The following is a 26,937-nucleotide window of genomic DNA, read 5'->3' on the forward strand; positions in this document are numbered from 1 at the left end:
CGCAGACGCCAAAGGAGACCGACATGTCGCTTCAAGCCAAGCTCGATGCTTTCAAGGCCGATTTCGAGGCCGGAAAGCCGCCCTACAGCGTTCCTCGTCCCGTCATCGAGACGATGCACCGCGCCACCGCAGAACTGATCGAATCCGGCGCGGCCAAGCGCGCCAAGAAGGCGGGCGACCTCGCTCCGACCTTCTCGCTCAAGGATCCGGAGGGCAACGTCGTCAGTTCCGCCGACCTGCTGACGCGCGGACCGCTGTTGCTCAGCTTCTACCGCGGCGTCTGGTGCCCGTACTGCAACATGGAGCTGCAGGCGCTCGAGTCCGTCAAGCCGGAGTTCGACAAGTACGGGGCCTCGCTGGTCGCGATCTCGCCCCAGACCGCTCCGAACAGCCGCAAGTCGGTGCGTCAGAACAAGCTGTCCTTCCCGATCCTGTCGGACGCGAAGGGCAAGGTCGGCGCCGCTTTCGGCCTGCGCTTCAACCTGCCCGACTATCTGGTCGAACTCTACAAGCAGCTCAAGAACGATCTGCCGACGTTCAACGACGACCCGAGTTGGACGCTGCCGATGCCGGCCCGCTACGTCATCGGACAGGACGGCGTCATCCTCTATTCCGAAGTGAACCCCGACTACACCCGCCGGCCGGAGCCTGAAGACATGATCCCGGTTCTCCAGCGGGCGGCGGCCGTCAAGGCGTGACGGCACATGAGGCGGCCGGTGGGGCGCAATGACCACCGGCCGCTGTCTCTCAACTCAAAGGAATATACCCATGTCCAAGCTGTTCACGCCGACCCTGATCGGCCCCTACCGTCTATCCCATCGCGTCGCCATGGCGCCACTGACGCGGATGCGCTCCAATCCCGGCGACATCCCGAGCGAGCTGATGGTCGAATACTACAAGCAGCGCGCCACGAGGGGCGGCCTGATCATCTCCGAAGCGTCGCCGGTCTCGATCCGCGGCAACGGTTATGCCGGCGCTCCCGGCATCTACTCGGACACCCAGATCGCAGGATGGCAGCGCGTCACAGACACGGTCCACGCCAAGGGCGGCCGCATCTTCCAGCAGTTGTGGCACGTTGGCCGGCAATCGCATGTCGACCTGCAGCCGAATGGAGACGCGCCGGTTGCGCCCTCCGCCATCGCGGCCGAAGGCTACGCATACTCCAAGCGCGGCGAGGTCCCGTTCTCGATGCCGCGCGCTCTCGCATTGCATGAGATCGCTGGCATCATCGAAGAGTTTCGGCTGGGCGCCGAGCGGTCGCTGCGGGCGGGTTTCGACGGCGTCGAAATCCATGGGGCCAACGGCTACCTGCCCGACCAGTTCCTGCAAGACGGAACGAACAAGAGGACTGACGAGTACGGCGGCCCGATCGAAAACCGCGCCCGCTTCATGCTGGAGGTGACCAAGGCCGCTATCTCGGTCTGGGGAGCCGATCGCGTCGGCGTCCGCATCGCGCCGAGCGGCACTTACGGATCCATGTCGGATAGCGATCCGGCGGCGACCTTTGGCTACGTGACGAAGGAGCTTGACCGCCTGGGTATCGCCTATCTTCACGTGGTCGAGCCGCGCATCAAGGGCACCGAGGAGATCTCGCTTGGCCGAGCGCCGATCGCGTCTCAGCATCTGCGGCCGAAGTTCTCGCGGACTTTGATCGCGGCCGGCGGCTTCACTCCGGCTTCGGCGGAAGCCATCGTGACCTTCGGCGACGCCGATCTGGTCGCGTTCGGGCGCCACTTCATCTCGAACCCGGATCTGCCGGAGCGGATCCGGCAGAGCTTGCCTCTCGCCCACTACGATCGCTCGACCTTCTATGGCGGCGACGCGCGCGGCTACACGGACTACCCGACCGCGAAGGCGGCGGCCTGAACGCAGCTCGCTTCATCATCCGCGTAACAGGGCCAGCGAGGGCACGTCGCGCCCCTCGCTGGCCCTCGTTCGTGGGCGCATCAGCTCGCAGCGACCTTCGCGGAATCAGCGTCCGCATGCGCCGCGGGCTTTGCGAATATGTCCCGGCCCGACGGTTCCAGCATCTTGCGCCATTGCGCCGGCGTAGCGCCCATGTGACTCTTGAAGGCGCGTTGGAAGGCGGCTTCTGATTGGTACCCCACCGCCTCCGCTACGGCACCCGTCGAAAGAGACGAGTTCCTCAGCTCGTTCGCCGCGAGCGTCATCCGGATGTCAGCCAGAAGATCGGAGGCCGATCGCCCCAGCCTCTCCTGGAATTGGCGGGCGAGCGTGGCACGCGAGATATTGCACAGGCGCGCCAGGTCGGGCAGCGACCATGCGCGCGCTGGCTCGTTGAACATTGCGGCCACCGCAGGCGCCAGGCGCGGATGCCCGGCCAGCGCCAGAAGACCGCGCGGCGCATCTTCGGTCTCGCTGGCGAGCCGCAGCACCAGCGCGAACATCGCGGTCGACAGCGCATTCAGCATCGCGCGACCGCCGAGGCGATCGTCCGCCGACTCGCCGCGCAACAGGGCAACCAGGCCCGCGAGCTGCGTGGCGTTCTCCCCCACGTCCTGACCGCGGGCATGCACGACCAACCGGGCCGGCAGATAACTGCGCAGCAGGCGATCGTGCGGGGGCGCGATTGCGAAGTGCCCGCAGAGCAGATCCAATCGGTCTCCCCTGCCGGCGTTCTCGCTGATGACGAGATTGAGCTCAGGGCGATTGCGCGCCGGCTTCGGCCGGCTCCCGCTCCCGTCGTGCATGACGTGTCGCGGATTGCCCGGTAGCAGGAGGATGTCTCCAGTCTCCAGCCGCAGCGGCTTGCCGCCGGCCGGATCTTCCAAAACGGCCGAGCCACCAACGACCGCATGATAGGGGATCTCGTTCGCCTCGCCCGGCCCCTGATCGATCCGCCAAGGCGCGCCGTAGGAGCAGCGAAGATCCAGCCGCCCGCGCACTGGCATCATCTCGAACACCCTGCTCAGCCAGTCCACGGCAACCTCCTGAATGGATTAAATGTGAGACATTGGAGCATATATTAGAGCATATGCGACATTCAAAGTCTCATTCGACGATCTTACTGTCACTCCGCAATCGTTCACCACCAACAAAGGAGTGCCACTATGTCCCGTCTTTCTGTTCCGAACCTCGAAACCGACGCCGGTCCGTCCGGCCAGGTCTATGCCCAGATCAAGAAGGCCATCGGCAGCGTGCCGAACACTTTTGCGGCCATCGCTGCCCATGGCCCCGCTGCGCTCAAGTCCGTCCTCGCCGCAGATACGGTGCTCGCGTCCGGCTCACTCAGCAAGCGAGACCAGGAAACCATCAAGCTGATCATTAGCGGTGTCGCCGGCTGCGATTACTGTGTGGCCGCGCACAGCCTGCTCGGCAAGCTCGCGGGATTGAAGCCCGACGAACTGAAGAACATCCGCGAAGGCAAGCCCACAGGCGACGCCAAGCGTGATGCGCTCGCCCGCTTCGTCCGCAAACTCGCGCAGTCCAGCGGCACCGTCAGCGACGAGGAGTTCGCGGCGATCAAGGCCGCTGGCTACAGCGACGCCCAGCTCGTCGAGATCAGCCTGGCCTTCGCGACCACCGTCTTCACCAATGTCTTCAACCGCATCAACGACACCGAGATCGACTTCCCCGCCATCGCGTGAAGCGATCGAGCGATCCGTCAGATCTCAAACATGAAAGGATCACGACCATGACTACGCTTTCCATTACCTCTCAAAACCCGATCGTCCGTGCGCTGCACAGGTCCGGCCTGTTGGCGGAGGACCTCGACTACCACGTCGTCCGAGCCTCGATGGTGATCATGTTCGCCTTCTTCGGCTATCAGAAGTGGTTTCCGTATGAGTTCGAACGACTGGTCCCCTTCATCAGCAACGGGCCACTGATCTGGTGGCTCTATCCAGTCTTCGGCCACGCCGGCGCCAGCTACTTCCTGGGGGCTTCCGAATGGACATTCGGAACCCTGCTGCTGGCAGGCTTCTGGGATAAGCGGCTCGGCGTTCTCGGCGCCCTGGGATCGACGGGCACCTTCATCGCGACGGTCACCATCATCCCGTTCATGCCGGAAGGCTGGGACGTCGCTGCGGGAGGCTTCCCTGCGATGACCGGCAACGTGCCCTTCCTGATGAAGGACGTCGTCCTGCTCGCCGTCTCGTTCTACCTACTGAGACAGGACGTGGTTCGCCTGACGCGGCAATAGGGTGGCACCCTGCTAATGGCGATGCGTCGCCGGCGAGCGTGAAGCTCGCCGGCGGTTGCGTGTGAGAGTCGAAAGACCGCCCCGCCCGTTCCGCGTCTCGCCTGAAGCTCGCGTGCAGAATTGACGTTTATTCCATTGAGGAATGCAGGCGCTTCATCAAACATGTTGAAGACGGAGTCGCATCGTAGCGACCGAGAGCGCCTACGGTACGATCCAGCGCACGACGACAGCCAACGGTGCGCACCCGGATCGCGACCGGCTCAAGCCGGTCCCCGCTCGATCTCGCGAACCGGTGAGCGAAGTTCGCGAACCTTGCGGCAATGAAGTACCCAAGCATCCGCGCGGCATTGCACCGAATGTTCGACAACGATCTCGACGATCGCTTCGAAGCGGGACTCGACCTGCTGATCCGCGGGCTAAAGGCCCGCATCGATTGGTCGTAGTTCGCCTCTCGCGACCTGCCGACTGATCCCGGTGTCATTACTGCGAAATTCAACTCGCCCAGTCGACATCGCCGGATGCGTACCGTCGGGTTGTTAATCCGACATAGGCTCCGACGTTTCTTGACCTTCTGTTGCGCCTAGGGCCACTGATTGCGCATGAGCGGCGAGGTTAACGACCGCGATGCCGAACAAAGAACGCGGGCCCGCGCGAACGCGGCTCTTTTACTTTCCGTTAGGCTCACTGTCTAAAGCTCTGTTGCGTTCAATGAATCGTTATTGGTGAGACTGGTAGGTCATTGCGCTTGTTCGTTTAGGAGCGCCCATGAGCCTCGCCGCGGCATTGGTCTACTGGATCATTATTGCTCTGTGGGTCGCCGTCTTTGCCACGGTATGCATCGCTTTTCTTCGAAATCCCCAAACGTTCGGCACGACGCGACTTCTGCTCTCAGTCATCGTTATTGATACGGTTCGAAATCTCATCGAAAATTTGTATTTCGGTTTGTATTTCGGGAGTCAATACGGGCTATTCCCGGCTTCGATCCTCGCCACACTTGGCAACCCCTTTTACTTGATCCTGCCAAAAGTGATGAACGTCGTCGCCGCCTCGGCAGTGCTCGGCCTTCTTGTCTTCCGTTGGCTTCCTAATGCCTCCAGAGAGCGCGCTGAAGCGAATGCCGACATTCAGGTAAAGACGCAGGCGTTGAACCATGAGACAGAGGAGCGGCGGCGCCTGTTCGAGACATCATTGGATTTGATTGTCGTGTTGGATGGGGCAGGTCAGTATCTGCGGATAAGTCCTAGCTCACTCGCAACGATTGGCTATCGCCCCGAGGAAATGATCGGACGAAACGGCAGGGACTTTGTTCATCCCGACGACATCGAAAGCACCCGGCGCGAAATGCTGCTCGCCCGCGCCGGTGAACATGTTCGCAACTTCGAAGCCAGATACCTCCACAAGAGCGGCCGAACAGTACCGTTGGCGTGGTCGGGCGTATGGTCCGAGCCCGAGCAGAAATACTTCTTCTTCGGGCGCGACATGACGGAAGCCAAAGGGGTGGAGACACGGCTCCGTCATTTAGCCCATTTCGATCAGCTGACGGGCCTTCCCAATCGTTTCAGTTTGCGCGGCGATATCGAGAAGGCATTGAACGGGGGCAATCTACCTCCCCCGCTAACCGTCGCTGTCCTCGATCTTGACGGGTTCAAAGACGTCAATGACACGCTGGGCCACGCGGTTGGCGATCGTCTGTTGCAGGAAATCTCGGAGCGGCTGACATCCGCATCGGATGCAATACGGGTCTACAGGTTGGGTGGAGACGAATTCGTGCTTCTTATCGACAATTGCGGTGATCCGTTAGTTGCGACCGAGATCATGGAGACGGTCATGAAGCGCCTGACTGCACAAATTCACGTTGATGGCCATCAGGTGTTCGTCGCGGCGAGTGTCGGTCTTGCGATTGCGCCAGTGCACGGGCTGAACGCCGATGATCTGCTGGCAAATGCAGATCTCGCGCTTTATCAAGCCAAAGCTTCCGGCGGTGGTTCATGTCAGTTGTACGTTCCCACTCTACGTGCAGGGGCGCAGCATCGACGCAAGCTTGATGTCGAGCTGCGTCGGGCTTACTCGAATCAAGAGTTCGTCTTATACTTTCAGCCTCAGGTGAGATCGAGTGACGGCGTCATCACTGGAGCGGAAGCCTTGCTTCGGTGGCAGCACCCGGAGCAAGGCATTTTGGCGCCGGCGGCATTCATCGACGCACTCTGCAATAGCGCCGTTGCGGTTGAAACAGGCCGATGGATATTGGCCACGGCGTGCAAGACGGCGGCCCTCTGGCGCGCAAAAGGTCTGCCCCCCATCCGCATGGGGGTGAATCTCTTTCCAGCCCAATTCCGCAATGGCTCGCTGCTGCAGGACGTTGAGCAAGCCCTAGCCGAAAGCGGGTTACCCGCCGAAGCGCTTGAATTGGAAATCACCGAGAACATTGCCCTCGGTCGAGAGGAGGAAACACTACCGTCCCTCAAAGCGTTGCGAGCGCGAGGCGTCGCAATTGCCTTTGACGATTTCGGCACCGGCTATGCCTCACTGAGCTGTTTGACACGGTATCCACTCACGCGAATAAAGATCGACCGGAGCTTCATCCAGAAGATCGATGCGCAATCTCCGTTGGAAGATACGGCCATTGTTCGCTCAATCATTATGATGGGCCGTAACCTGGGACTCGATGTCACCGCCGAAGGCGTTGAAACTGCGGCTCAAGCGGATTTACTAGGCGCGGAAGGTTGCGCGGAATTGCAAGGGTTCTTGTTCTCACGGCCTCTTCCGGCCGACGCATTTGAACGTTACATAGGATCGGAGGTTCTGAACCATCGAAAATTGGTGGGAAGGAAGTGACGGTCCGACTTGCGTTCGCATGGCGCTTCAATCGCTCCGCGACACTGACCAGCCGTTTTGCGCCGATCATCCGGAAACTCCGTGACGAGAAAATCCTTGGCGCGCCGATCGATGAGCCTGAATTTTCCGTCCGGAGGCGTGACGATCCGGTCATCCTAAACCTCAAATTCCTCATCCGAAGGCGGTAGTGGTTCCGAAGGTTGGCCTTCCCTTGAGACGTGGTCTGGCCATGGCCGCCTAAGTAGTGGCGTGTAAATTTTCCCAATGGCCGCTGGAGCCTCTGTTTTTGTAGAGATGCGACGCGCTCCGGGACTGCCGGCCGATCCACGTTATGCGCTGCAACGAGACCGCTGCTTTGCTGCGGCGCGCCTACGCGCATCTCGCTCCCAAGGCCGGCAACATCGGTATGCACTCGCCTTTGCCGACACTGTCGCGCGCCATGGAAAACTGCCCCCTCAGCGTCACGAGGAATTGCCCCTCCTCGGATAGCTGAGGAGAGAGTGAATGAAGCGGGAACGAATCACTGAAGGCTCGCCGTGGAATGATCCACGGGGGCAGGTGATGAAGACGCCGGATGACGTGGCGGAGATGATGCGCCTAGCCGCGATGAAGCTGCGCGAGATGATCGATACGAGCGACGAGGTGGAGCGCGAGATCCCCATTGCCGCGGCCACGGACCTCATCGCCGACCTGGCAACGACGTTCGAGCAATACTTCGCGGCGCCGGATGGCGCCTTCCTCGAAGGGCTTTACCAAATGGCCTTCATCAGCAAGATCGCCGATGCGCCCGGCGACGATGCGGTGACACTGCTTCACTTCTCGGACAGTCGGCGAAACTCCTATTCAGCGGTCGCCTCGCCGTCTACCGAACGCGCCCGCCGCACGACGCGCGGCGGCATGACCCTCATGCCGTCGGCGCTGGCCAATTTCGCCGAGCAACTCCGCCGCGATCTCGACGGTACCGCCGCCACTGTCAGAGGTGCGAGTCCGCCGGCCACGATGGGCGCCATCCCGTCGGGATCGACTGCCAACGAGACCAAGATCGCGACGACCAATTCGGCGAACGGGCCGATCATGTCGTTGACCGAGTTCACTCGGATCGCTCTCGAACACTGCCGTGAAGACCATAAGGCGGCTGGAGAGACGCTTCTGCTCTTCGACCTGACGGGACGCGCGGCGGTGGGCGGGGTCGAATATCGTCGTGACGGTGGACCGAGCAGCTACAGGAAGCAACTCGCCGCACAGATTTTGCAGATCGGCGGCATGGCGGTCGAAATCGCCAAAACCCATCCCGAGGGATGGGTCGCCGTCGATGCTTTCGGGAGGCCGTGTTGTCGCCTTGGCGAAGGTTTCTTCGAATTCGATCGCGAGGCGAAGATCATCGTCTTCGACAGCGAAGACGAGTGCAAGCGCTTCACCGCCCGCGTCAACGCGCAATCGGGAAACGATCCCGCCCTCCCGGCCTGCTCCCTACCGACGCGACGCTTCGCGAAGGAAGCGGCAGTACACGCCGAGATGTACCGTCATGTCATCGACGCCGAGAAGCTCGACATCCGCACCACGTAAGATGTCATGACCCCGCTTTGACGGCGGCGTCAAAGCTCCTGTAACGTGACTCCGGTAGCGGCCGTGTGGTCAGCATTAACCACTTGTTAACCGTGGCGAGTGCTACACCGAGGTGCTACACTGTCGAAAAGCGGCCGCTCTCGAACCGCTTGAATTTGAAGGACTTTTCCGACGCCGTTCGACGGTGGCGGAGAGAGTGGGATTCTCCGCCACCCGCGCCGCAGGGCTTAAAACCGCTGAAAAATCAGCGCCTTCCGGACGGCCGCCTACTGGGACGTGTACCGCAAAATTGTACCTTCTGCAAGCAGTAAGCATTAATTCGGCTCTTAACGAATCCTTCGGAACGGTGCTTAGTGCGCCTCATCGCGATTCCCGGAGCAAGCACACAGACCGAGCGGCGAACGCGCGTCCTTGATGACGTTGCTCGCTCCGCCGGCGCGACGGAAATCGCGCGTCGCCAATCCTCCACGCGCGCCAAGGTTGCCCCACGCGGAAAGGCTCCGAGCCATCGGTCCGGAAGTGTGTCCAGCGACGCGCCTTGACCGCGACATAGGAAAACGAGGCGTCGCACGCGCTGCTGGTTCGGACGGTGCAGGAGAACGTCGGCGAGCGCCGCGCATCGCTGGCCGTCGCGTCTTTACTTGATGAGGGAGATGCGCTGCGGCTTGAGGACCGCACACCAGCATAAGTCGCCGGCGGCACGCTATCCACAAGTTCGATTCCGACCGCCACTCGGCCCGGTTCAGTTGGCGTCCGGGAAATGCCAGCCTGTCCATGAATCACGGCGCGCGACGCGCCTGTGCGATGCGGCTCTTGATGCCAGCCGCTCATCCACCGGCTCGAACCAGCAGCACTGCTGGCTCAGTCCCTGTAGCTGATTGGGACTACGGGCTCTTGCCACATGGGGCGATGGAATTGCCCTGGTCCTCTTGCGCCTGGCTCGCTCCGACGAATGATGCGCAACGATCGGACGAGCTTCAGGCTCCGGCCTGGCCATAGAGCTGGCCGCGACGTCAACGTTTGTTTGACCCGCCGTTTCATCAGGCAGCCGCTCGACCGGCTCCTCGGTCTGCTGCATCTCAATGAATGGCGACGAGAATGTCGGCTGGTTGGTATCCAGAACGATTTTGTCCGGCCATTTGCGCGCCGATTCGATCCGGATGGTCGGGCCGTCGACGATCTCCGGCCGATCGGTGAACCCGTCTGCGGGCTCCGGCAAAGACCGGCCGGCGACCAGCAGAAGGACAAGGAGTGCGCTTCCGACAACCGCGAAATATCTTGCCATGGGCACGGCCGATGGCTCCTGCGATTTGAGCGGTCTCGGTCGACCCATGACAGTAATGCTTTGGCTACACCCGTGCTGTGCGGCAAATCGATCAGCGCGCCACACTGCCGCCTCGCGCCATCCCCGAGGAAGGCGCCAACCCGGCTAGATGAAATTCTCCTTCACCATCTCCCAGACATCGCCGCCACGGCCATGTAAGATGGCCCGAGCCGAATAAAGCGCCATCCCGATCGCCGGCTCGACCTGCGTGAAAGGCGGCATGACGAGCTGCATCGGGTTGACGTGCACGTGCAACAGCGCCGGTCCCGGTTGCGCCAGCCAGTCCTTGACCGTGGTCTCGAGCTGGTCCGCATTCGAGACCGTCTGGCCCCAGAGACCCAGCGCACGCGCAACCCCGGCGAAGTTCGGGTTCTTCAACTTCGTGAAGGTGTCGAGCATTCCCTCGGCCTTTTGCTCGATCTCCACAAAGCCCAGCTTGCCGTTGTCATAGACAGCAATCTTGATCGGCAGCTCCTGTGCGACGATCGTCATCAGGTCCCCGAACAGCATCGAAATTCCACCGTCACCCGCCATGCATACGACTTGGCGGCCGGGTTCTGCCTTCTGGAGCCCAATGGCTGACGGCATACCATTGGCCATCGTTCCGTGGAGCAGACTCGCGAACATGCGGCGCTGACCGTTTGCCTCGATATGCCGATAGGCCCAGGCAGCAGGGGTCCCATCGTCGGCCGTGAACAACGCATCCTTGGCCGCATGCCGGCTGATCAGCTGTGTCAGATGGGTTCCGGGAATGCTGCCGTCATGACCGGCCGCAACCTTGGCCCGTTCGTCCTCGCGGTATTTCGCATAGCGTTTCAAATAGGCGGTTCGGAACGAGGCGTCGGTGCGGTCTACCAACTTCGGCAGCAGGGCTTCCAGCGTCGCCTTCACATCGCCGACGACGCCCTTCGTGACCGGATGACGTCGCCCGAGATGGGTCGGGTCGATATCGACCTGCACGATCTTTGCCTTGTCGGGATAGAACTGGCGCCACGCAAAATCCGCGCCCAGCATCAACAACGCGTCGCAGTCCAGCAGAGCATGGTAGCCGGCCTCGTTGCCGAGCATTCCGGTCATTCCGATGTTGTAGGGATTGTCGAACTCGAGAAAATCCTTGGCGCGCGACGTATGCGCGATCGGCGCCTTCAGTTTGTCGGCAACCGCGAGGATTTCCCGATGTGCCCCCTGACAGCCTGATCCGCCGTACAGCACGACGTTCTCGCTTTTGTTGAGGATTTCCGCCATCTCGGCGAGATCCGCGTCGTCCGGTCGCGTGACCGGCCTGGCGACATGCACCGCGTAGGGAATTTTATCATCCACGACCGAGGCCGAGATATCCGCCGGGACGATGAGAACGGCAACACCGCGTTTCGCCAGAGCGGTCTGGCAGGCCATCACGGTCTTGCGACGCGCCTGCTCGGGCGTATGGATCATGTCGCAGAAGACGCTGCAATCCCTGTAGACCTGCTTGAAGTCAACCTCCTGGATGAATTCGAAGCCCAGTTCGTCGCGAATGATTTGACTCGCGATCAGGATGACGGGCGCCCGGTTGCGATTGGCCTCGAAGATCCCGTTGATGAAATGCAGGCTGCCAGGTCCGCAGCTGCCGGCGACCGCCGTCAGGCGATCCGCGACCTGCGCCTCCGCCTGCGCGGCAAAAGCCCCTGCCTCCTCGTGTCTCATCGAGACCCACTCGATTTGGCTTTTTTCGAGCGATCGAGCGATCAGGTTGAGCGTATCCCCTACCACGCCGTAGCAATGTTTGACGCCAGCACTGTGCAAGGTCTCGACAATGATATCCGCAACCAGCTTACCCATGGCATTCAGACCCTGCTGCGACCGTTCCTGCCACAGTGTGCATCTCATGCAGCCACGGTCTTGTATCCGAGTGCGGGGACTTGCACCTAACTGCGGAGACGGCACAGGTTCGAAGGTGTCACCCTAGCCTGGCCGCCTTGGTGCCGGATTGGAGCTGGTCGAGGATTTGCAGGGCGCGCGCGTACGCGGGAAATACAATTCTGGCCGGCATTCGGTCTAAGGCGTCCTCGAGATGTTTGTAGGCATCCCATACGCGCTCGCGCTTTTGCAAGAGCTCCGCAAGGTCCGTCGCAGCCATCAATTCAAACAGGGTGGCGGACTGGCGTTTCGCCCAGCCGATGGCCGAGAGCAGACTGGCTTCGGCTTCCGAAAAGTCCTCCGCCGACCGGGAGGCCAGGATGAGCCCCTTCATCCTGAACAAGGCGGGCATATGCAGAAATTTTCCGGCGCGCTGCTGTTGCTCGATTGCATTCAGGGTGAGCGCCAGCGCCTGCTCGTGTTCTCCAAGATCCGCAAGAGCTGCAGCCAGATCGCACGTAAAATCCATATTCAGCATCTCGTGGCGTTGGGTATGAAGCTCCTCCAGCGCCCGCTTCAGCAGCCGGACCGCATCCGTGCGGTCGCCCTGAAGGAACAACCATTGACCCTTTAGGCCAGTCGCGACGGCGCGATACGGCATCAGGGCGTGCGCATCGGACAGCTCGCTCAGTTCACCAATATACTGATCCGATTGCTGCAGGTCCGCCGCGGCCAGGAACACGGGAAGCACCAGGGCTAGGGACCGGCAGAACGTGGCGGGGTCGCCCGATTTCATGCCTTCCTCTCTGGCGCGCTTTGCATAGTCCAGCGATTGGTCGAGCAAGCCCCTGTACAGGAGCGAACGCGCCATGCCGACGAGCAGAAAGCTCGTATAGTGAAAAAGATACTCTTCGGTTCGGGCGCGTGGGCCGGAGGCCAGGTAGCGAAGGCCGGTTTCGCAATGCAGTTGTGCGGCGAGATGATTTCCGAGCAGATGGTCGGAGGCAGCCAGCATTGCTTCGGCCAACGCCATGTCGTCCGGATTTCCGGTCTTCAATGCCAGCTTCTTGCTTCGCGCGGCGATGTCGGTCGCCCCGTGAATGTCCATGATCCAGTGCGAATACATGAAGAGCCCGCTCAGAAGACGCAGTTCGTAGGCCGTGTCTCGTTGAAGTACTGCAACATCCAGCGCTCGCGAAAATGCCTTGCGAACCAGCTCGCTACTGCCTTCGGAGTGCATCAGGGCCAGCGACAGTGACGCATAGATCTCCATCTCCCGGCGAGAGTTCTTCTGCTCTCCGAGACGTGCAATCGCGCGCTCGGCCCACATGCGGCATTCGATCAGCAGGGACAGCCTGAAAAACAGCTGCGTCGATGCGGCCGCGAGCCTCATCGCGATCTCGTCGTTTCCATTTGGACCAAAGCTCCATTCCAGCGCCGCACGGACGTTGCCCAATTGAGCGGAGGGCGTCGAAGCGCTTTCGGCCCTCGACAGGGGCGACAGCACTGTTCGTTGCGATTCGAGATATCCAGCGACGTATTCTGCATGCCGGCGGAGCACGACGTCGACTTCGGCGTGCTCCTCCAGCTTTTCGAGCGCGTACGCGCGGGTCGTATCCAGCAACCGATAGTGGGCTTGCGCCTCGTCGATCCGCGTTGCGATCAACGAATTCTCGACCAGGCCGGCGACGGCATCGACGATATCCTCGGTTCCTGCGCCGAATTCGCCTGCGAGAGAGCGCGCTCCATCGAGGGTAAAATGGCCGACGAAGGGAGCGATGCGTCGAAAGACAATCCTCTCCGCATCGGACAGCAGGTCGTAGCTCCAATCCAATGTCGCCTTGAGCGTACGATGCCTGGGAACCGCCGTCCGATGGGTCAATCTCAGCAATTCCAGCCGGGACACCAGGCGGGCAACCGTGGCCTGCAAGCCAAGGACCGCAACCTGCCCCGCGGCCAACTCGATTGCCAACGGTATCCCATCCAGCTTGCGGCACATCTCCGCGACAAACGGTGCCTCCTTGTCGGTGAGAACGATGCTTCCCGCTCTCGCCGCCACACGCCGTACGAACAACTGTACTGCCGGATATCGCAGCAGGGCATTTGCCGTTTGCTCCGAGCCATCTGGAGAATCGAGGGGCAGAACCCTGTAACAATGTTCACCCTCGACTTTCAGCAATTCCCGACTCGTGGTCAGAACATGAATCTCTTCCGTTTGCTGGTAGAGCTGTTCGGCAAGCGAGGCGGCCGCCTCGATCACATGCTCGCAGCTATCGAGAACGACGAGGAGCCTCCGCGAACGAACGAGATCGACCAGCTCCAGGCCGGGATCTTTCGATTTGAGCACGAGCCCCAGAGATGTCGCGACAGCCGCAGCAACTTGGCGCGGATCGGTCAGGCTTTCCAGGTCGACAAAATAGATCTCGCCGCCAAATCCCTCGGCAGCGGCGCGGCCAACGGCCAGCGCAATGCTCGTCTTGCCGATACCGCCGGGGCCTAGCAGTGTCACGAACCGCTCATGTCTGAGCTTGTCGCTAACCTCTCTGACAACCGCCTCGCGCCCAATCATCATGATCGGTCGCGCGGGGAGGATGCACTGATGCCCGGTTCTGGCGTTCCTGGTTTCTGTGCCGCCTCCGAGAGGGACAACGGTGCCGACGAACGAGTAGCCACGTCCCTTGACGTTCGCGATGTAGCGGTTGCCAAATTGTCCGTCGCCGAGTGCCTTGCGGATTGCGGCCACGTGGACCCGGACGCTCCCGTCCTCCACCGTCACATCCGGCCAGACGTGATCGATCAGCTCCTGCTTTGCGATCACTTTGCCGGGTCGCTCGGCAAGGTAGATCAGGATATCGAGGGCCCTCCCGCCAAGGGGCAGGACCGCACCCTCGCGTCGAAGCACCCTCTTTCTGCTCGAAAGCTCAAAGGGGCCAAACTGCAGATTTCCACGAATATCGTCGTCGGCCATGGCTCTTGGCACGGTGTTAGTGTGCTTTTCCGGGACGTGCAATTGTCGGCGCGAACCCATGCGTGCATTGTCGAAAGACACCGGCCTGCTTCGGCTCTACGCGCATCGTGGGGATCAGCACGCGGTGAACGGTATGCGGGATACTTGCAACCGACGATGCTTGGCGCTTCCCTCTCGCCAACAGAGATCGTACACTTTCGCGACTGTCGGTACCCCCCGAATGGGGGAGGATCCGTCACGTGTAGGGGGAGCCTTTGGTCCAGCCGCGCTCGAGCCATCTCGCATTTGGATCGGGACCATCGCCCGGCAAGGGACAACTGCCGTTTCTGGGCACCAAGACGGTGCCGGCACGCTTCAGAGGGCTGATCTCACGGCCTCGCCTCCTTGCCGTCCTCTCCGAACTCCCTGCAAAGCAACTTGGCGTCATCAAGGCGCCGGCGGGCTTCGGCAAGAGCGCGCTCGCGGCCACGTGGGCCGAGACGCTTGAGCAAAGCGGCAACAGTGTCGCGTGGCTGACCATCGATTCAGATGACGACGAGGCTACGCGGTTTCTATTCTACGTATCTCAGGCGCTGCACCATGCCTGTCCGGATGTCGGCGCCGACGCGATCGGGCTGATCCTCGAGAACAATCTGATCAACCCGACAGCGATCCTGTCGAGCCTGATCAACGATCTGGCTGAGATGGAAGACGATGTCTATCTGTTCCTCGAGGATTATCACTGCCTCAGTGCTCCTCCAATTCATCAGACAGTGACATATTTTCTGAGACACGCACCATCCCACTGCCATGTGGTGCTGACGACGCGCACCGAACCTCCCCTGCCACTCGCAACCCTGCGAGCCCAGAATCAGCTGATCGAGATTGATGCCGAAGCCCTGCGGTTCGACATGCAGGAAACAAAGGCGTTTCTGGACGGCACCAGGCCCGGAATTCTGGAACTTCCCGAGGTCCAGCTCCTGCAACGCAAGACCGAGGGCTGGCCGGCTGCGCTTCGAATTATCGCATCAATCCCTTCGCAGACCGGATTTGGCCTGAAGGAATACGTACACAATCTCTCTGGCTCGCAGCGGCCGATTGCCGCCTACCTCGCGGAGATGCTCGATGGGCTTCCGGTCGAACTGGTCGACTTCATGCTGCGAACGGCCATTCTTGACCGGCTCACCGGCCCCTTATGCGAGGCAGTGACCGGCTCGAGCACGAGCCGCACCGTCCTGGCGTCGCTTGCCCGCCGCCAAATGCTGCTCACACCGCTCGATAATGATGGCGTGTGGTTTCGCTACCACCCGCTGCTTGTCGAATATTTAAGAAAGAGACTAGAGGTGGATCGAGGCATTGAAGTTCCCGAACTGCACGGACGTGCAGCTCTCTGGTACGCCTCCCACGAAATATGGACTGAAGCGGTTCAACACGCGATTGCGGCTGGCGCTTCCGATCGGGCGATCGGTTGGATCAGCAATTGCGCGATGGCTCTGATAAAGCGAGGGGACCTCTTCACCTTGCTCGAATGGCAGCGCCAGTTTCCCGAGGAGCTCATGCGAGGTCAGTGCGAGGTGCGTCTGGCGATCGCCTGGGGACTGTCACTCGCGCTACGTTTCGACGAGGCGCTGAAGCTCGCGACTGACATAGAGGGCGATATCGCTGCAATGACTCTCCAAGATGACTTGCTGCATGAGTGCCAGGCGATCCGCTCTGTTGCCATCGCGTTGAAGGACGACAGCGAGAGAGCGCTGCCTCTGGCCCAGGATTGCGTCAACCGCTCGTCCGATCCCTGGACTGCGAACGTTGCGTCAAATGTGGTTCGCTTCAGCCATATGAAGGCGGGCAATCTCAAGCAATTCCATGCGACGCCGTGGATCGCCTACTCGGTCGAGGAGGATCGCAGGAACGTTTTTGCCTCGGTGTATCGCCACTGCCTGAACGGACTTGTGGAAGAGCGGCAGATACGTCTCGCGGCGGCGGATGAATACTATCGCGAAGGCCTGCGAATCGCCGAGGAGGATGTCGGACCGAATTCGATCGCCGCGACCTTGCCGGCAAGTCTGATCGCGCGCATCAGATACGAGCGAGGCGAGCTCGATGAGGCGGAGGCCTGGATCATCGACCGCATCCCGCTGATCAACTCGGCGACTATGCTCGACTGCGTCTGGAGCGCCTATTTCGTCATCTCCAGGGTCGCCACTGCCCGGATGAACTTTGAGCGAGCCCGCACTCTGCTGGAGCGAGCTGAAAATCTGGGCGCGGCGCGGGATTGGGGACGGCTCTCGGCCGGCGTGATGGCGGAGCAGGCGCGACTCTACCTGAACCATGACAGGGTGGATGAAGCCACCGCGTGTGTGGATCGTTTGGAGCACCTTGCGCGGAAACACCCCGCCCCAAGGCCCTGCGCCTGGTCGGAAATCGAGTGGCACCACAAGTTGGCGCGCGCTCATTTGCTGGCGCAGCAAGACCGTCCGGAAGAAGCCATCCCGATCCTGCAACAGCTGCAACGCGAAGCCGAAGCAATGCAGCACCGCCAATTCCTGATCTGCATTGCGATCCGCCTGTCCGCAGTTCAGCTCAATGCGGGCAAGGTCGCCGAGGCGCTGGCTCGGTTTCGTCGCGTGCTTGCCGCCTGCGCGGTAGCCGATCTTTATCAGACCGTTCTGGACGAGGGCCCGATCATCTCCGAGCTTATCCGTGCGACCCAGGAGGCCGGAACCGTCAAAAACGACCTCGTCCCCTACGTCAATCGGCTGGTGGCTGGTCTGCAACGAGCAGGGCAAGTCCGTTCGACCCCGACCGCGGGTACGCCGATTCTCGACACATTGAGTCCTCGCGAGACTGGCATTCTTAGGCTGATCGCGGACGGATTATCCAACAAGGAAATCGCACGAAGCTTGGAAATCGGTCCCGAGACCGTGAAATCGCACCTCAAGAGCGTTTTCAACAAGCTGGGCGTGGAAAGGCGCGCGCAGGCGGTATCACGCGCTCAGACCCTGGGTCTCGTCACCACACGGTGAAGCAGAGCACGAGTGCCCCGCCACAGGCATCTCCGCGGCCTGCCTGCCGCGTTTCCTTCCCGTCAGCGGCTTGTGCTGCTGTTCCTTGCCGCTCAGGCAACCGTCTGCTCAAGCCGTCGCTCTGCTCGATGCAGCCGCAAGACGCCCGGTCTGCAGCACCCCGATGCCCGCCTGTTCGAGGATTTGCCGCGCCGAAATGAGATCGGGTGTCGCAAAACCTTCGGTAAACCGACCGTAGATGGGCGCGATGAGATCCCGGGCTTTCCGGCCTTGGCCTCGATCGATCCAGAGCCGTGCGAGCTCCAATCCGGCCCGCAGCTCGAACGAAAGAGCAGATTGCCGCCCCGCAAGGGTCATCGCCTCCTCGAAACACGCCTGAGCCGCACCGAGCTCTCGGGCTTGCTCGGACACGAGCGCCATGCCTTTCGCCAAAAAGAGGGCCGGAAGGTGAAGAGGCCGCTTCGATCCGAGCTGCGTTGCGATCGAGCCGTCGACGAGCGCCAGCGCCTCCGCGCGCTCGTTCCGTCTTGCCAGGCTGACCGCCAGCTCGGAGACAAAATCTGTCACCAGCATCTCGTATCGCAGAGCCCGGAGTCTCTCCAAGCTATCCCGCAGATGACGTATGCCGGCCGCTATCTGCCCGGCGCGAACCAAATAGCGCCCCCTAAGGCCCATCGCGACTGCGCGAAACGGATCCAGCGAATGCTTCTCCGCGGCAAGCTCGAGCCCAGAGAGGCTCCGTTCGACCTGTTCCAGGTCGTCGATCCAGAAATAGAGCGGCACCGTCAGAATATGGGCTCGGCACAGGGCGATCGGATGATCCGATCGACGGGCCTCCTCGACGGTTCTTTCAGCATAACCGACGGCCCTATCGAGATTGCCGGCAAACCAATGCGACCGGGTCAGATTGAATAGCGAGGTGGTGCGCAGATCAAACAGATACTGAGTCGCGTTGAAGCGCCGGGAAGCCGGCGGCCTGTGAAGAGCTCGCTCGAGGTATTTCGGCGCACGGACGTGGTCCGCAAGCATATAATACGCCGCTCCCAGCATCGAATCCGCAAGCGCCATATCTTCCGGGTTTCCCGTCTTGTTCGCCACCGACTCGGCTCGCAGCGCGACGTCAAGACTCCCCGCCGGGTCGATTATACGATGAAGATACATCGACAGCCCGCTGAGCAGACGCAATTGCTGGTAAGCGTCCTCATGCCGATCCGCGAACGTCAACGCCGTATTGAAGGCATCGCGAACCCTTTCGCTATTGCCGGCGGTAAACATCAGCGACAACGCAAGCGACGCATGGATTTCCATTTGCTCGCGCGGATCGCAGTCCGCCGCAATCCGGTCGATCGCCCGCTCCATCCAGCGTCGGCACTCCACGAACAGCGACTTGGCCAAGAACAACTGAGAAGCCGCCGCCGCCATTCGTATGGCCGCGCCGTCGTTTCCATCGGGACCAAAACTCCATTCAAGCGCGGCGCGGACATCTCCAAGATAGTGCTGCACCTCGTCCGCCGGAGACAGGCCGGGCTCCAGATCGAAAAGACTGTTCCGGCTGTCTTCCAAAGAATGGCTCAAATGGCTGGCATGGCGCGCCGCCGTGGAGTTATGCTCACCGCCTGCGACGAGTTTTTCCAGGGCATAGGAGCGCGTCGTGTCGAGCAATCGGTAGAGCATCCGCCGGTAGCTGGGCCACGCCACGATGAGCGACTTGTTGACAAGTTTTTCTATCGCATTCTCGATCTCAGGCCTACCAATTTCTCCCTGCTCCGCAATCGCAAACGCCGCCTCCAGCGAAAAATGTCCAACGAAGATAGCGACACGCCGCAGCACAATTCGCTCGGCCTCGGACAAGTGATCATGGCTCCAGTCCAGCGTCGCCTTTAGCGTCTGATGCCGCGGGCTCGCTGTCCGGCGGCCGAACTTCAGGAGATCGAGGCGCGAGCCCAGCTTTGCTACGGTATTCCTGACGCCGAAGACAGCCGCTCTTCCGGCGGCGAGTTCGATAGCGAGCGCGATGCCGTCAAGTTTGCGACAGATCTCGGCAACCATGGGAGCTTCGTCGTCCGTGAGCGAAAAGCTTCCGCCGCGCGCGCTGACGCGCTCGGCGAATAGCCGCGCGGCCGGATAGGCTAGAACCTCTGACGCAGTCAGCCCGAGCCGATCCGGCGGACAATCCAGCGGAGGAAGATGAAACACCTGTTCACCCTCGACCTTCAGTATCTCCCTGCTGGTCACGAGCAAATAGACATCGCGCGCTTCTTGAACGATGCAATCGGCAACCTCCGCGGCCTTGGCGATGACATGCTCGCAACTATCGAGGATTATCAGAGCCCTTCGAGAGCGGAGAAAGTCGAGCAACGCGTCGGTGCAATCGACGAACCGCGGGTCGAGCCCGAGCGCCGAAGCGATGGCACCGACGACATGCTCTCCGTCGCCAATGGTTGAAAGATCGACATGGAATGCCGCGCCAGAGAAGTCGGCCGATGCGCCGTGCCCAACCGACAGAGCAACGGTTGTCTTGCCGATGCCTCCGGCCCCCAAAACTGTAATCAGGCGTTGTTTCGTCTGGAGCAGCTGCCGAATCTCGGCGACGACGTTGTTGCGACCAACCATGCGACCAAGTGCGGGCGGCAGGTTGGACAATCCCGAAAATGCGTTAGCCTCCACGGGAAGCCGCGCAACTGGCGCAATGAAGCTATAGCCGCGGCCCTGGATGTTGGCGATATACTTGTTACCGAACTGGCCGTCGCCCAGTGCCTTGCGCAACGCCGACAGATGGACGCGAAGACTGCCTTCCTCGACCGTCACGTCGGGCCATGCCTTCGCGATCAGTTCGGACTTCGGGACGACATCGCCGGCGTTCTCGATAAGGGCTATCAGGATGTCGTAAGCTCTGCCGCCCAGCGGGATGAGCTGGCTCGCCTTGGTGAGAGATCGCTCGGCGACATTCAGCTCGAACGGGCCAAACCGAAGCCTCATTGCACTCGGTGAGCCGATTGGTTGGATCGACATAGACTCTTCCGCCGAGACCACGACGATCTGGTTATGCACCATGCGCCGTCGGTCTCGTGCAAACGCTCCCCAGCCCGTCAAGTGTTAGCCGAAACCTCCCTCGGCAACAAGCTGTCACCACATCGAGTTGGCGGGGCCATCACGCCGGTGTGAACCGTTCAGCACCTGCTCGGCCAGCCGCAGATCGGCGGTCTCAAAGCCTTCCCTAAACTTCGCATGAGTGGCTTGCAAGGTCCGCCACGCAGCTTCCTTCCGCCCGACCGACTTTTCGGCGATGGCGAGGCTGGTCGCGGCCCTGAGCGCCCACGACAAGCTTGCCTGCTCGTTTGCCAGCTCCAACGCTCGCAGAAAATATTGCCTGCCAACCGACAATCCTTCGCCGTTGCTCAGCGCCAGTTCGCCCCTGATGCGGTGCAACTCCGGGCCGTACCATCGACTTTCGCCAAGATCGATCCCGGCACGCTCGAAGGCACCGAGCCCTTCCCTCGGCCGGTTCGCGAGCGCCATGCACATCGCAAACTCCGCCTGCAAGAACCAGTCGAAAATTCCGTAGCGTACCGCGGACAACTTCTCGAGACCCGCGTAAAGCATTGCAGCGGCCGCGCTGACGTCACCCCCTTGCCTGACCTTGTAGAGAGCCTGCATGCCAAGACAAAAGCCCTGGTAGTTTTGTAGGCTGTATTTCCCGGCATGGCCGGCGAGTTCGTCCACGAGCGCCTCGGCTTCGCCGTCAAGCGGATTTGTCAGGTATGCGCCAAGGCTCGCAAAAGTCAGCGCTCCGCAAAGGTTGACGGCCCGATTCGATTGGCGCGCTTCGGCGATGGCCATCTTGTTGAACCTGCGGGCTTGATCGGGAGAGCCGCGCAACCAGGCCAAGGTCGCAAGACCGGCGAGATTGTCGACCTTGCGATCATAGCCAAACCGCTTGATCAGCAATTGTCGCGAAGCTTCGTCATCGCGATGCAGTGACAATTCCAGCAGGCTCTGAGCTTCCTCGACTCGTCCGGCATGGTAGTACGTTATACCACGCATGTAGTTGGCCGTTGCGACAGCACCGATACGCCCGGTCCCGTCCGAAACCTCGCCGCAGCGATCCGCCAATTTGATCGCTTCCTCATAGTCTGGAACGCGCAACTCGTGAGCCCACAGCACAAGCAGGGCGTCCAGTTGATGTTCGGTATCCTCGAGGTCCTCGGCGAGAAGCAGCGCCTTGGCCCACGTAGCGTATGATTGTTCCGTCATGCCGCCTGTGAACAACACGCAACTCGCAAGAGCCGACTGAAGGACCATCTCCTGGCGTGTGCCCGAATTGGTGTCGTCGAGATGGCCTATGGCCTTTCTCATCCATTCCACGCATTCGGTGAGCAGCGCCATGCCCATCCACGTACTCGCAGAAGCCGCGGCGAGCTCGACGCCGATTCTCGCTTCGCCAGCGGCGGAAAATGCCCAGCTCAGGGCGGCTCTGAGATTGTCGACCTCGATCCCGAGCGCCCTGGGCCAGCCCGACGCGCCGATCGCGGCGCCTTGCCTGAACAGGTCGGCGAAGTAGAGGGCGTGGCGACGGCGAAAAAGGTCCTGCTCATCCTCCTTGGCGAGCCGCTGCAAGGCGAATGCGCGAGTGGTGTCAAGCAGACGCAACCGTCCCTTCCCCTGTGTTGCAATCATCGACTTCGAACGAAGCTCCCAAATGCAATCGGATACATCTGCTTCATCCACCGACTCGTCGGCGACAACGGCGACCGCCGCTTCGAACGTAAATCCGCCGGCGAAAACGCTGAGGCGGCTCAGCACGCGCTTTTCTGCCTGCCCGAGGAGGTCGTAGCTCCACTCCAACGCCGCGTTCAACGTCTGGTGCCTCGGCGGGGCGGTTCTACGCCCCACCCAGGACAGATTCAATCGTTCGTCGAGCAGGCTTGCGGTCCTGCCAAGGCCCAATACGTCAACTCGGCAAGCCGCGAGTTCGATCGCCAATGGGATGCCGTCAAGCCGCCGGCAAATTCTCGCAGCTGTCGACGCATCCGCATCGGTCAGCTCGAAGTCACTTCGCACGGCCCGCACGCGCTCGACCAACAGTTGAATGGAGGGGTATGACACCGCCTCCCGCGCCGACAAGCAGGCATCGTCCGGAGGGCATTCGAGCCCGTCGAGTTCATAGACATGTTCGCCCTCGACACGCATCGCCTCCCGGCTGGTCGCGAGCATGCGCAAGGTCGGAACGCGGCGAATCAGTTCTTCGGCGACGGTCGACGCTCCGTCGACAAGCTGTTCGCAACAGTCGAGAATGATGAGCGTCGGTCGCTCCTGCAATCGATCGACCAGCGCCGGTACGACATTGTTCGTTTGCACCGATAGGCCGAGTGATGTGGCCAAGGCTGGTGCGACAAGCGAAGCGTTGCCGAGCGAACTCAGATCGACAAACAGCACCTGGCCGTCGAAGGCCTGGCCCAGTTCGTGGGCAACAGCGACCGCGACCGTGGTCTTGCCGACGCCGCCAGGTCCGACAATCGTGACAAACTTCTGCTCGGCCAGCTTGGTCTGGATCTCGGCCACAGCGCTCCCTCGTCCCAGCATCCGCATCAGGCGCGCAGGCACTCGGGGCCTCGGGGACGGCTTTGGATTCTCGGGCGCTTGCAATGCGCGTGAGGCGACGGGGACGACGAAACTGTACCCCCGCCCGGGTATGTTCGCGATATATCGCCGGCCAGGATCGCACCGATCGAGAGCTTTCCGTAGCGCCGAGATATGGACGCGCAGGCTGACTTGTTCGGCTCCGCGCTCTGGCCAGACCCGTTCGATCAGCGTTCTCCGGCCGACGACCTTGTTTGCCTGCTCCGTCAGGATGATGAGGAGATCCATGGCGCGCGACCCCAGGGGGACGACTTTCGCACCATTTGTCAGGAGCCTGTTTCCGACCGACAGCTCGAAGGGGCCGAAGCTCAGGGCCTTCCCGTACTGGTCACTCATGGAATAGTTTCGTCCGTGCTGGCTCTCAAGGTGGCGTCGCCGGGGATTCCGCGCTCGCGGCGCCAGTTGGCCGGGCTTTGCCCGAAGGCCTGTCTGAAGAGACGGCACAGATGGGCTTGATCCGAAAAGCCGACGCTCAAGGCTATCTCACTCAGGGATGCCGCACTGGTCATCATCAGGTGGCAGGCTCGTTCCAGGCGCCTTCTCACCACATAGGCGTGTGGCGATTCGCCGACCGCCAGCTTGAACTTCCGGGAGAAGTGCGCCGGGCTTCGACGCGCGACGACACTGAGGTCGCGGATGTGAATGGTGCGGTGTAGATTTCCGTCAATATAGGTGCGCACCCGACGGATCTGCCAGGCCGCCAGCCCGCCCTTGGGACAGTCGCTGGGGCCCGAGCAACGCTCGATCTCCGCTTGCAGGATGTGCGATGCAGTGACGAGCGACGCCCTGGCCGCCTCGCGATCCCGCTCCAACTCCCGCTTTGCGGTTTCAAGCAGCTTGGCCAGGCTGTTCGCAACCAGGTTGAACTGCTGGTCGGCTGCGAAGGGGGATTCTGGTGCGGTGGTCTGAAGTGCTGCCATACTCATTCCCTCGACGATCCGTCCAACACGCCGGATCGACGAGAGAGTGCAGCAAGGAGACCCCCCTTGGCTTGTTAAGTAACGTTCTGAACAGTTAAAAGTGGGCAAACGCTCCTTTTCTGGGCAAACACTCACCTGAGGAATAAAACCGTTTAGTTTCCAACAGATAGTCGGGTAGATCGCTTCAAAGCAACCGATCAAATGCTTTTTACCCCAGAGGCTCTTCATCCCTCGCTCGAAATTTTCCGCATCGCCTGCGGGAGACTGTTGGCGAACCAAAATGCCCGTGCACTTCACCCTTATGGCGGCAGTCCTTGTTTACGATGATCTGTCCTCGAGTATCTTCAAGTCGCTGACCGAATAGGAAAGTGAGTAACGAAATCCTGACTCGATCCGGTTCGGCGCGAGGGCGCGGAGTTCCTCGCCATTCGCGTCCCCAAAATTGAGTTCACCGGTGCCGATCCAGGCGCCGGCAACGGTGAGATGATCGGTCATCGACATCGCCAGTTCGTTGACCGCCGGCTTGTCCTGGTAGCCGGCCGCCAATCTCGGGAAGTATCGCAGCAAGACCGTGGGTCGACTGAGGAGCGCCATTCCATTTTCGACCGGTCTGTCCAAGGTGACACAGGCTTCCGCAAGACGTTGGCCATGCGCCGAAAGGCTGGCGCCAAACCGGCTCCCGGCCGCGAGGGGCGCGGCCGCAGGGCCTGAGGCCGCAAATGAGCGCGTCTGAAAAATACTGCCCATCTTCTTTGGAAACCCCTGCGTCCAGCCGCGCGCCAGTGCAGCGTCGTTGTCGACATAGATGTACGGGCACCACATGACAGGCACGTCGCGGTACATTGCATCGACCAGGACAAACGCCTCGCGGTATTGATAACGGGCCGGCTCAAGATGTTCGTCGTCCTGCGCGGTGAATTGCCAATCCAGGAACATCATGACGGCGTGACCGTTCGACTTCGGATCTTGCATAAGACCAGTCGGCAATGTGGCTGCCGTCGCGTCGGGGTCCGTCCAGAATTCGACTCCAACGGCATCGCCGGCGTAATGCCAGGGCGGCGGCGGCGTTAGAGCGGCCTGGCCGAATGGCGACTTCGGAACTGTAAAGCCCTTGAGCATTCCCATGTCCTGACGCATCCAAGTTCGGCATGGAGGCTATCAAAAGCAGCAAAGGCTTAATTTGATTGAAGTGCGCTCGGTTTGTCTAATCCTGCCACAATCCGGAACTCGCTTGTTGGCATCAACCGCGCTGCTAGGCGGTCAAGTCCGCGAGAACCTCGATATTGCTGACGGAGTACGAAAACGAGAAGCGATATCCGCGTCCCACCTTGAGCGGCCCCAACACCTCCAGCTCTTCGCCATAGGCTTCCGGAAACTTGAGGTCGCCCTCGCCGATCCAGATGTTCGTGACGACGAGATGGTCCAAGACACATCGCACGAGTTCATCCACGGCTGGCCTGTCGTGCATGCCGGCCGAGAGCCGCGGAAAATGCCGCCGCCCCACAATCCGTCGATCGAGCAAGCCGACAAGTCGCTCTGCCCTTTCGCGCAAGGTGACGCGGGCTTGTACCAGCAGCCGGCCATGAGCGGACATGCAGGCAGAAAATCTGCTATCATGCGCGAGCGGCGCCGAAGCCAGGCTCGAGGCGGCAAAGGTACGCGTCTGGTGTACAGCAGCGAACTTCCTCGGATAACCTTGAATCCAGCCTCGCATCAACGCAGCGTCGTTGTCGACATAGCAATACGGACACCAAGCTATTCGTGTCCCTTTCCATATCGCATCGAGTAGGACGCTGAATCCGCGACATTGATATCTGGCGGGATCCAGATACTCATTGTTCTGCGCGGTGAACTGGTAATCTGTGAAGAGCGCAACAGAGTGGCCCAGATGTTTCCTATCGAGCTCGACACCCGTCGGAAGGATCTGGACCGATATTTCGGGATCATTCCAGAATTCCACTGCCAGGACATCCCCTGCAAAATGCCAGGGTGGCGACGGCACCAATGCAGCAGCCCCGTGAGGCGACCGAGGAGCCGTGAATCCCTTGAGCATGTCCTCGCCCCGCGAGCTGTCCGCAATAGACGCAACATTCCAGCACAACAGATTAGCGGTGCTGTCGACCTGAACGCTTGGACAAACATGTGACGACTTGGCGGTTTGTGCCGACCCCGTGTTGATACTTGAGCCGAATAACCTCGGTATTGCTCAATCCGCCGCAAGTCCCTCAAGAGGGCGAACGGCCCCAGCAGGGTCGAAAACTGCAAGCGCCGACATTTCGCGACAAGCCCGCGCTCCGGCAAGAGCGTATATCTCCCTGGCGAGGTCGGGTATCGACCTCGATTGATAACGCGAGACTATCGATGAAAACGAAAAGCCAAAACGGATGGATGCTGCGGCGCTCGCGATCTTTCGCGCGGCCGTCCGTGTCCCTGTGCCTGCTATTTGTCGCCGCCTGGCCCGCCCCCTCGTTCTCTCAAGGGACACCGGAACAGCGCCAGGCATGCACGCCCGACGTGTTCAGACTCTGCAGCGCGTTCATCCCCAGCGCTGACGACATAACGACTTGTCTCAGAGAGCGTAACTCCGAACTCAGCGACGCTTGCAGGCAGGTGATCCAGGTGGGGACGCAAATGCCAGGCGCCAAAGATGCCAATAGCAGTCGCAAACGCCCCACAAAATAGGC

Annotated in this window: 17 protein-coding genes; 8 read left to right on the forward strand and 9 right to left on the reverse strand. The window is 61.0% G+C overall.

Translation table 11 applies throughout. The features are described from left to right. Nucleotides 1-23 precede the first annotated feature (23 nt). Together LRP30_RS41685 and LRP30_RS41690 are read left to right on the forward strand one after the other, a co-directional pair. Nucleotides 24-698: a peroxiredoxin-like family protein gene (locus LRP30_RS41685; protein WP_249758598.1), complete on the forward strand. Its 675-nt coding sequence runs from the start codon at nucleotides 24-26 to the stop codon at nucleotides 696-698. A gap of 70 nt (nucleotides 699-768) precedes the next feature. Beyond that, entirely contained in the window at nucleotides 769-1,866 is a 1,098-nt protein-coding gene (locus tag LRP30_RS41690; RefSeq protein WP_276017365.1) for an alkene reductase, read from the forward strand. Between the two features lie 80 nt (nucleotides 1,867-1,946). Here LRP30_RS41690 and LRP30_RS41695 read toward each other — a convergent pair whose 3' ends face one another. Beyond that, complete coding sequence (locus LRP30_RS41695; RefSeq protein WP_249761951.1) at nucleotides 1,947-2,915, reverse strand: AraC family transcriptional regulator; 969 nt, start codon at nucleotides 2,913-2,915, stop codon at nucleotides 1,947-1,949. A gap of 156 nt (nucleotides 2,916-3,071) precedes the next feature. Here LRP30_RS41695 and LRP30_RS41700 point away from each other — a divergent pair, with 156 nt between their 5' ends. The 5 genes from LRP30_RS41700 (at nucleotide 3,072) to LRP30_RS41720 (ending at nucleotide 8,563) form a co-directional block, all read left to right on the forward strand. After that, entirely contained in the window at nucleotides 3,072-3,608 is a 537-nt protein-coding gene (locus LRP30_RS41700) for a carboxymuconolactone decarboxylase family protein (protein WP_249758599.1), read from the forward strand. A 47-nt stretch (nucleotides 3,609-3,655) separates the two neighbouring features. Further along, nucleotides 3,656-4,162, forward strand: coding sequence for a DUF417 family protein (locus LRP30_RS41705; protein ID WP_249758600.1), 507 nt, complete (start codon nucleotides 3,656-3,658; stop codon nucleotides 4,160-4,162). 320 nt (nucleotides 4,163-4,482) lie between these two features. Beyond that, complete coding sequence (locus LRP30_RS41710; protein WP_249758601.1) at nucleotides 4,483-4,605, forward strand: TetR/AcrR family transcriptional regulator C-terminal domain-containing protein; 123 nt, start codon at nucleotides 4,483-4,485, stop codon at nucleotides 4,603-4,605. A gap of 322 nt (nucleotides 4,606-4,927) precedes the next feature. Then, nucleotides 4,928-6,997 carry an EAL domain-containing protein gene (locus LRP30_RS41715; protein ID WP_249758602.1) on the forward strand — a complete coding sequence of 690 codons (2,070 nt, stop codon included), beginning with the start codon at nucleotides 4,928-4,930 and terminating at the stop codon, nucleotides 6,995-6,997. Between the two features lie 606 nt (nucleotides 6,998-7,603). Continuing rightward, nucleotides 7,604-8,563 (forward strand): hypothetical protein, encoded by a 960-nt coding sequence (locus tag LRP30_RS41720; protein ID WP_249758603.1) that lies wholly within the window; start codon nucleotides 7,604-7,606, stop codon nucleotides 8,561-8,563. Nucleotides 8,564-9,305: 742 nt separating this feature from the next. On the opposite strand, the gene LRP30_RS41725 is transcribed toward LRP30_RS41720, so the two are convergent. From LRP30_RS41725 to LRP30_RS41735, 3 genes are all read right to left on the reverse strand, one after another. Then, a complete protein-coding gene (locus LRP30_RS41725) occupies nucleotides 9,306-9,782 on the reverse strand; it encodes a hypothetical protein (protein WP_249758604.1) in 477 nt (158 codons plus the stop codon). A gap of 210 nt (nucleotides 9,783-9,992) precedes the next feature. Continuing rightward, nucleotides 9,993-11,705 carry a thiamine pyrophosphate-dependent enzyme gene (locus LRP30_RS41730; protein WP_249758605.1) on the reverse strand — a complete coding sequence of 571 codons (1,713 nt, stop codon included), beginning with the start codon at nucleotides 11,703-11,705 and terminating at the stop codon, nucleotides 9,993-9,995. A gap of 118 nt (nucleotides 11,706-11,823) precedes the next feature. After that, on the reverse strand, nucleotides 11,824-14,691 hold the full coding sequence (locus LRP30_RS41735) for a winged helix-turn-helix domain-containing protein (protein ID WP_249758606.1): 2,868 nt from the start codon (nucleotides 14,689-14,691) through the stop codon (nucleotides 11,824-11,826). A gap of 254 nt (nucleotides 14,692-14,945) precedes the next feature. On the opposite strand from LRP30_RS41735, the gene LRP30_RS41740 reads away from it, so the two are divergent. Further along, a complete protein-coding gene (locus LRP30_RS41740; RefSeq protein WP_249758607.1) occupies nucleotides 14,946-17,693 on the forward strand; it encodes a LuxR C-terminal-related transcriptional regulator in 2,748 nt (915 codons plus the stop codon). A gap of 108 nt (nucleotides 17,694-17,801) precedes the next feature. Here LRP30_RS41740 and LRP30_RS41745 read toward each other — a convergent pair whose 3' ends face one another. From LRP30_RS41745 to LRP30_RS41765, 5 genes are all read right to left on the reverse strand, one after another. Then, the gene (locus LRP30_RS41745) at nucleotides 17,802-20,747 is read right to left on the reverse strand and encodes a winged helix-turn-helix domain-containing protein (protein WP_249758608.1); all 2,946 of its coding nucleotides are present in this window, start codon (nucleotides 20,745-20,747) and stop codon (nucleotides 17,802-17,804) included. A gap of 72 nt (nucleotides 20,748-20,819) precedes the next feature. Further along, the gene (locus tag LRP30_RS41750) at nucleotides 20,820-23,669 is read right to left on the reverse strand and encodes a winged helix-turn-helix domain-containing protein (RefSeq protein WP_249758609.1); all 2,850 of its coding nucleotides are present in this window, start codon (nucleotides 23,667-23,669) and stop codon (nucleotides 20,820-20,822) included. After that, a complete protein-coding gene (locus tag LRP30_RS41755; RefSeq protein WP_249758610.1) occupies nucleotides 23,666-24,481 on the reverse strand; it encodes an AraC family transcriptional regulator in 816 nt (271 codons plus the stop codon). Before LRP30_RS41755 ends, LRP30_RS41750 begins: the two co-directional genes overlap by 4 nt. A 90-nt stretch (nucleotides 24,482-24,571) precedes the next feature. Then, the gene (locus tag LRP30_RS41760; protein WP_249758611.1) at nucleotides 24,572-25,378 is read right to left on the reverse strand and encodes an acetoacetate decarboxylase family protein; all 807 of its coding nucleotides are present in this window, start codon (nucleotides 25,376-25,378) and stop codon (nucleotides 24,572-24,574) included. A gap of 127 nt (nucleotides 25,379-25,505) precedes the next feature. Then, on the reverse strand, nucleotides 25,506-26,306 hold the full coding sequence (locus LRP30_RS41765) for an acetoacetate decarboxylase family protein (RefSeq protein ID WP_249758612.1): 801 nt from the start codon (nucleotides 26,304-26,306) through the stop codon (nucleotides 25,506-25,508). Nucleotides 26,307-26,937 lie beyond the last annotated feature (631 nt).

This window comes from Bradyrhizobium sp. C-145 (assembly GCF_023375135.1).
Classification (GTDB): Bacteria; Pseudomonadota; Alphaproteobacteria; order Rhizobiales; family Xanthobacteraceae; genus Bradyrhizobium; species Bradyrhizobium zhanjiangense.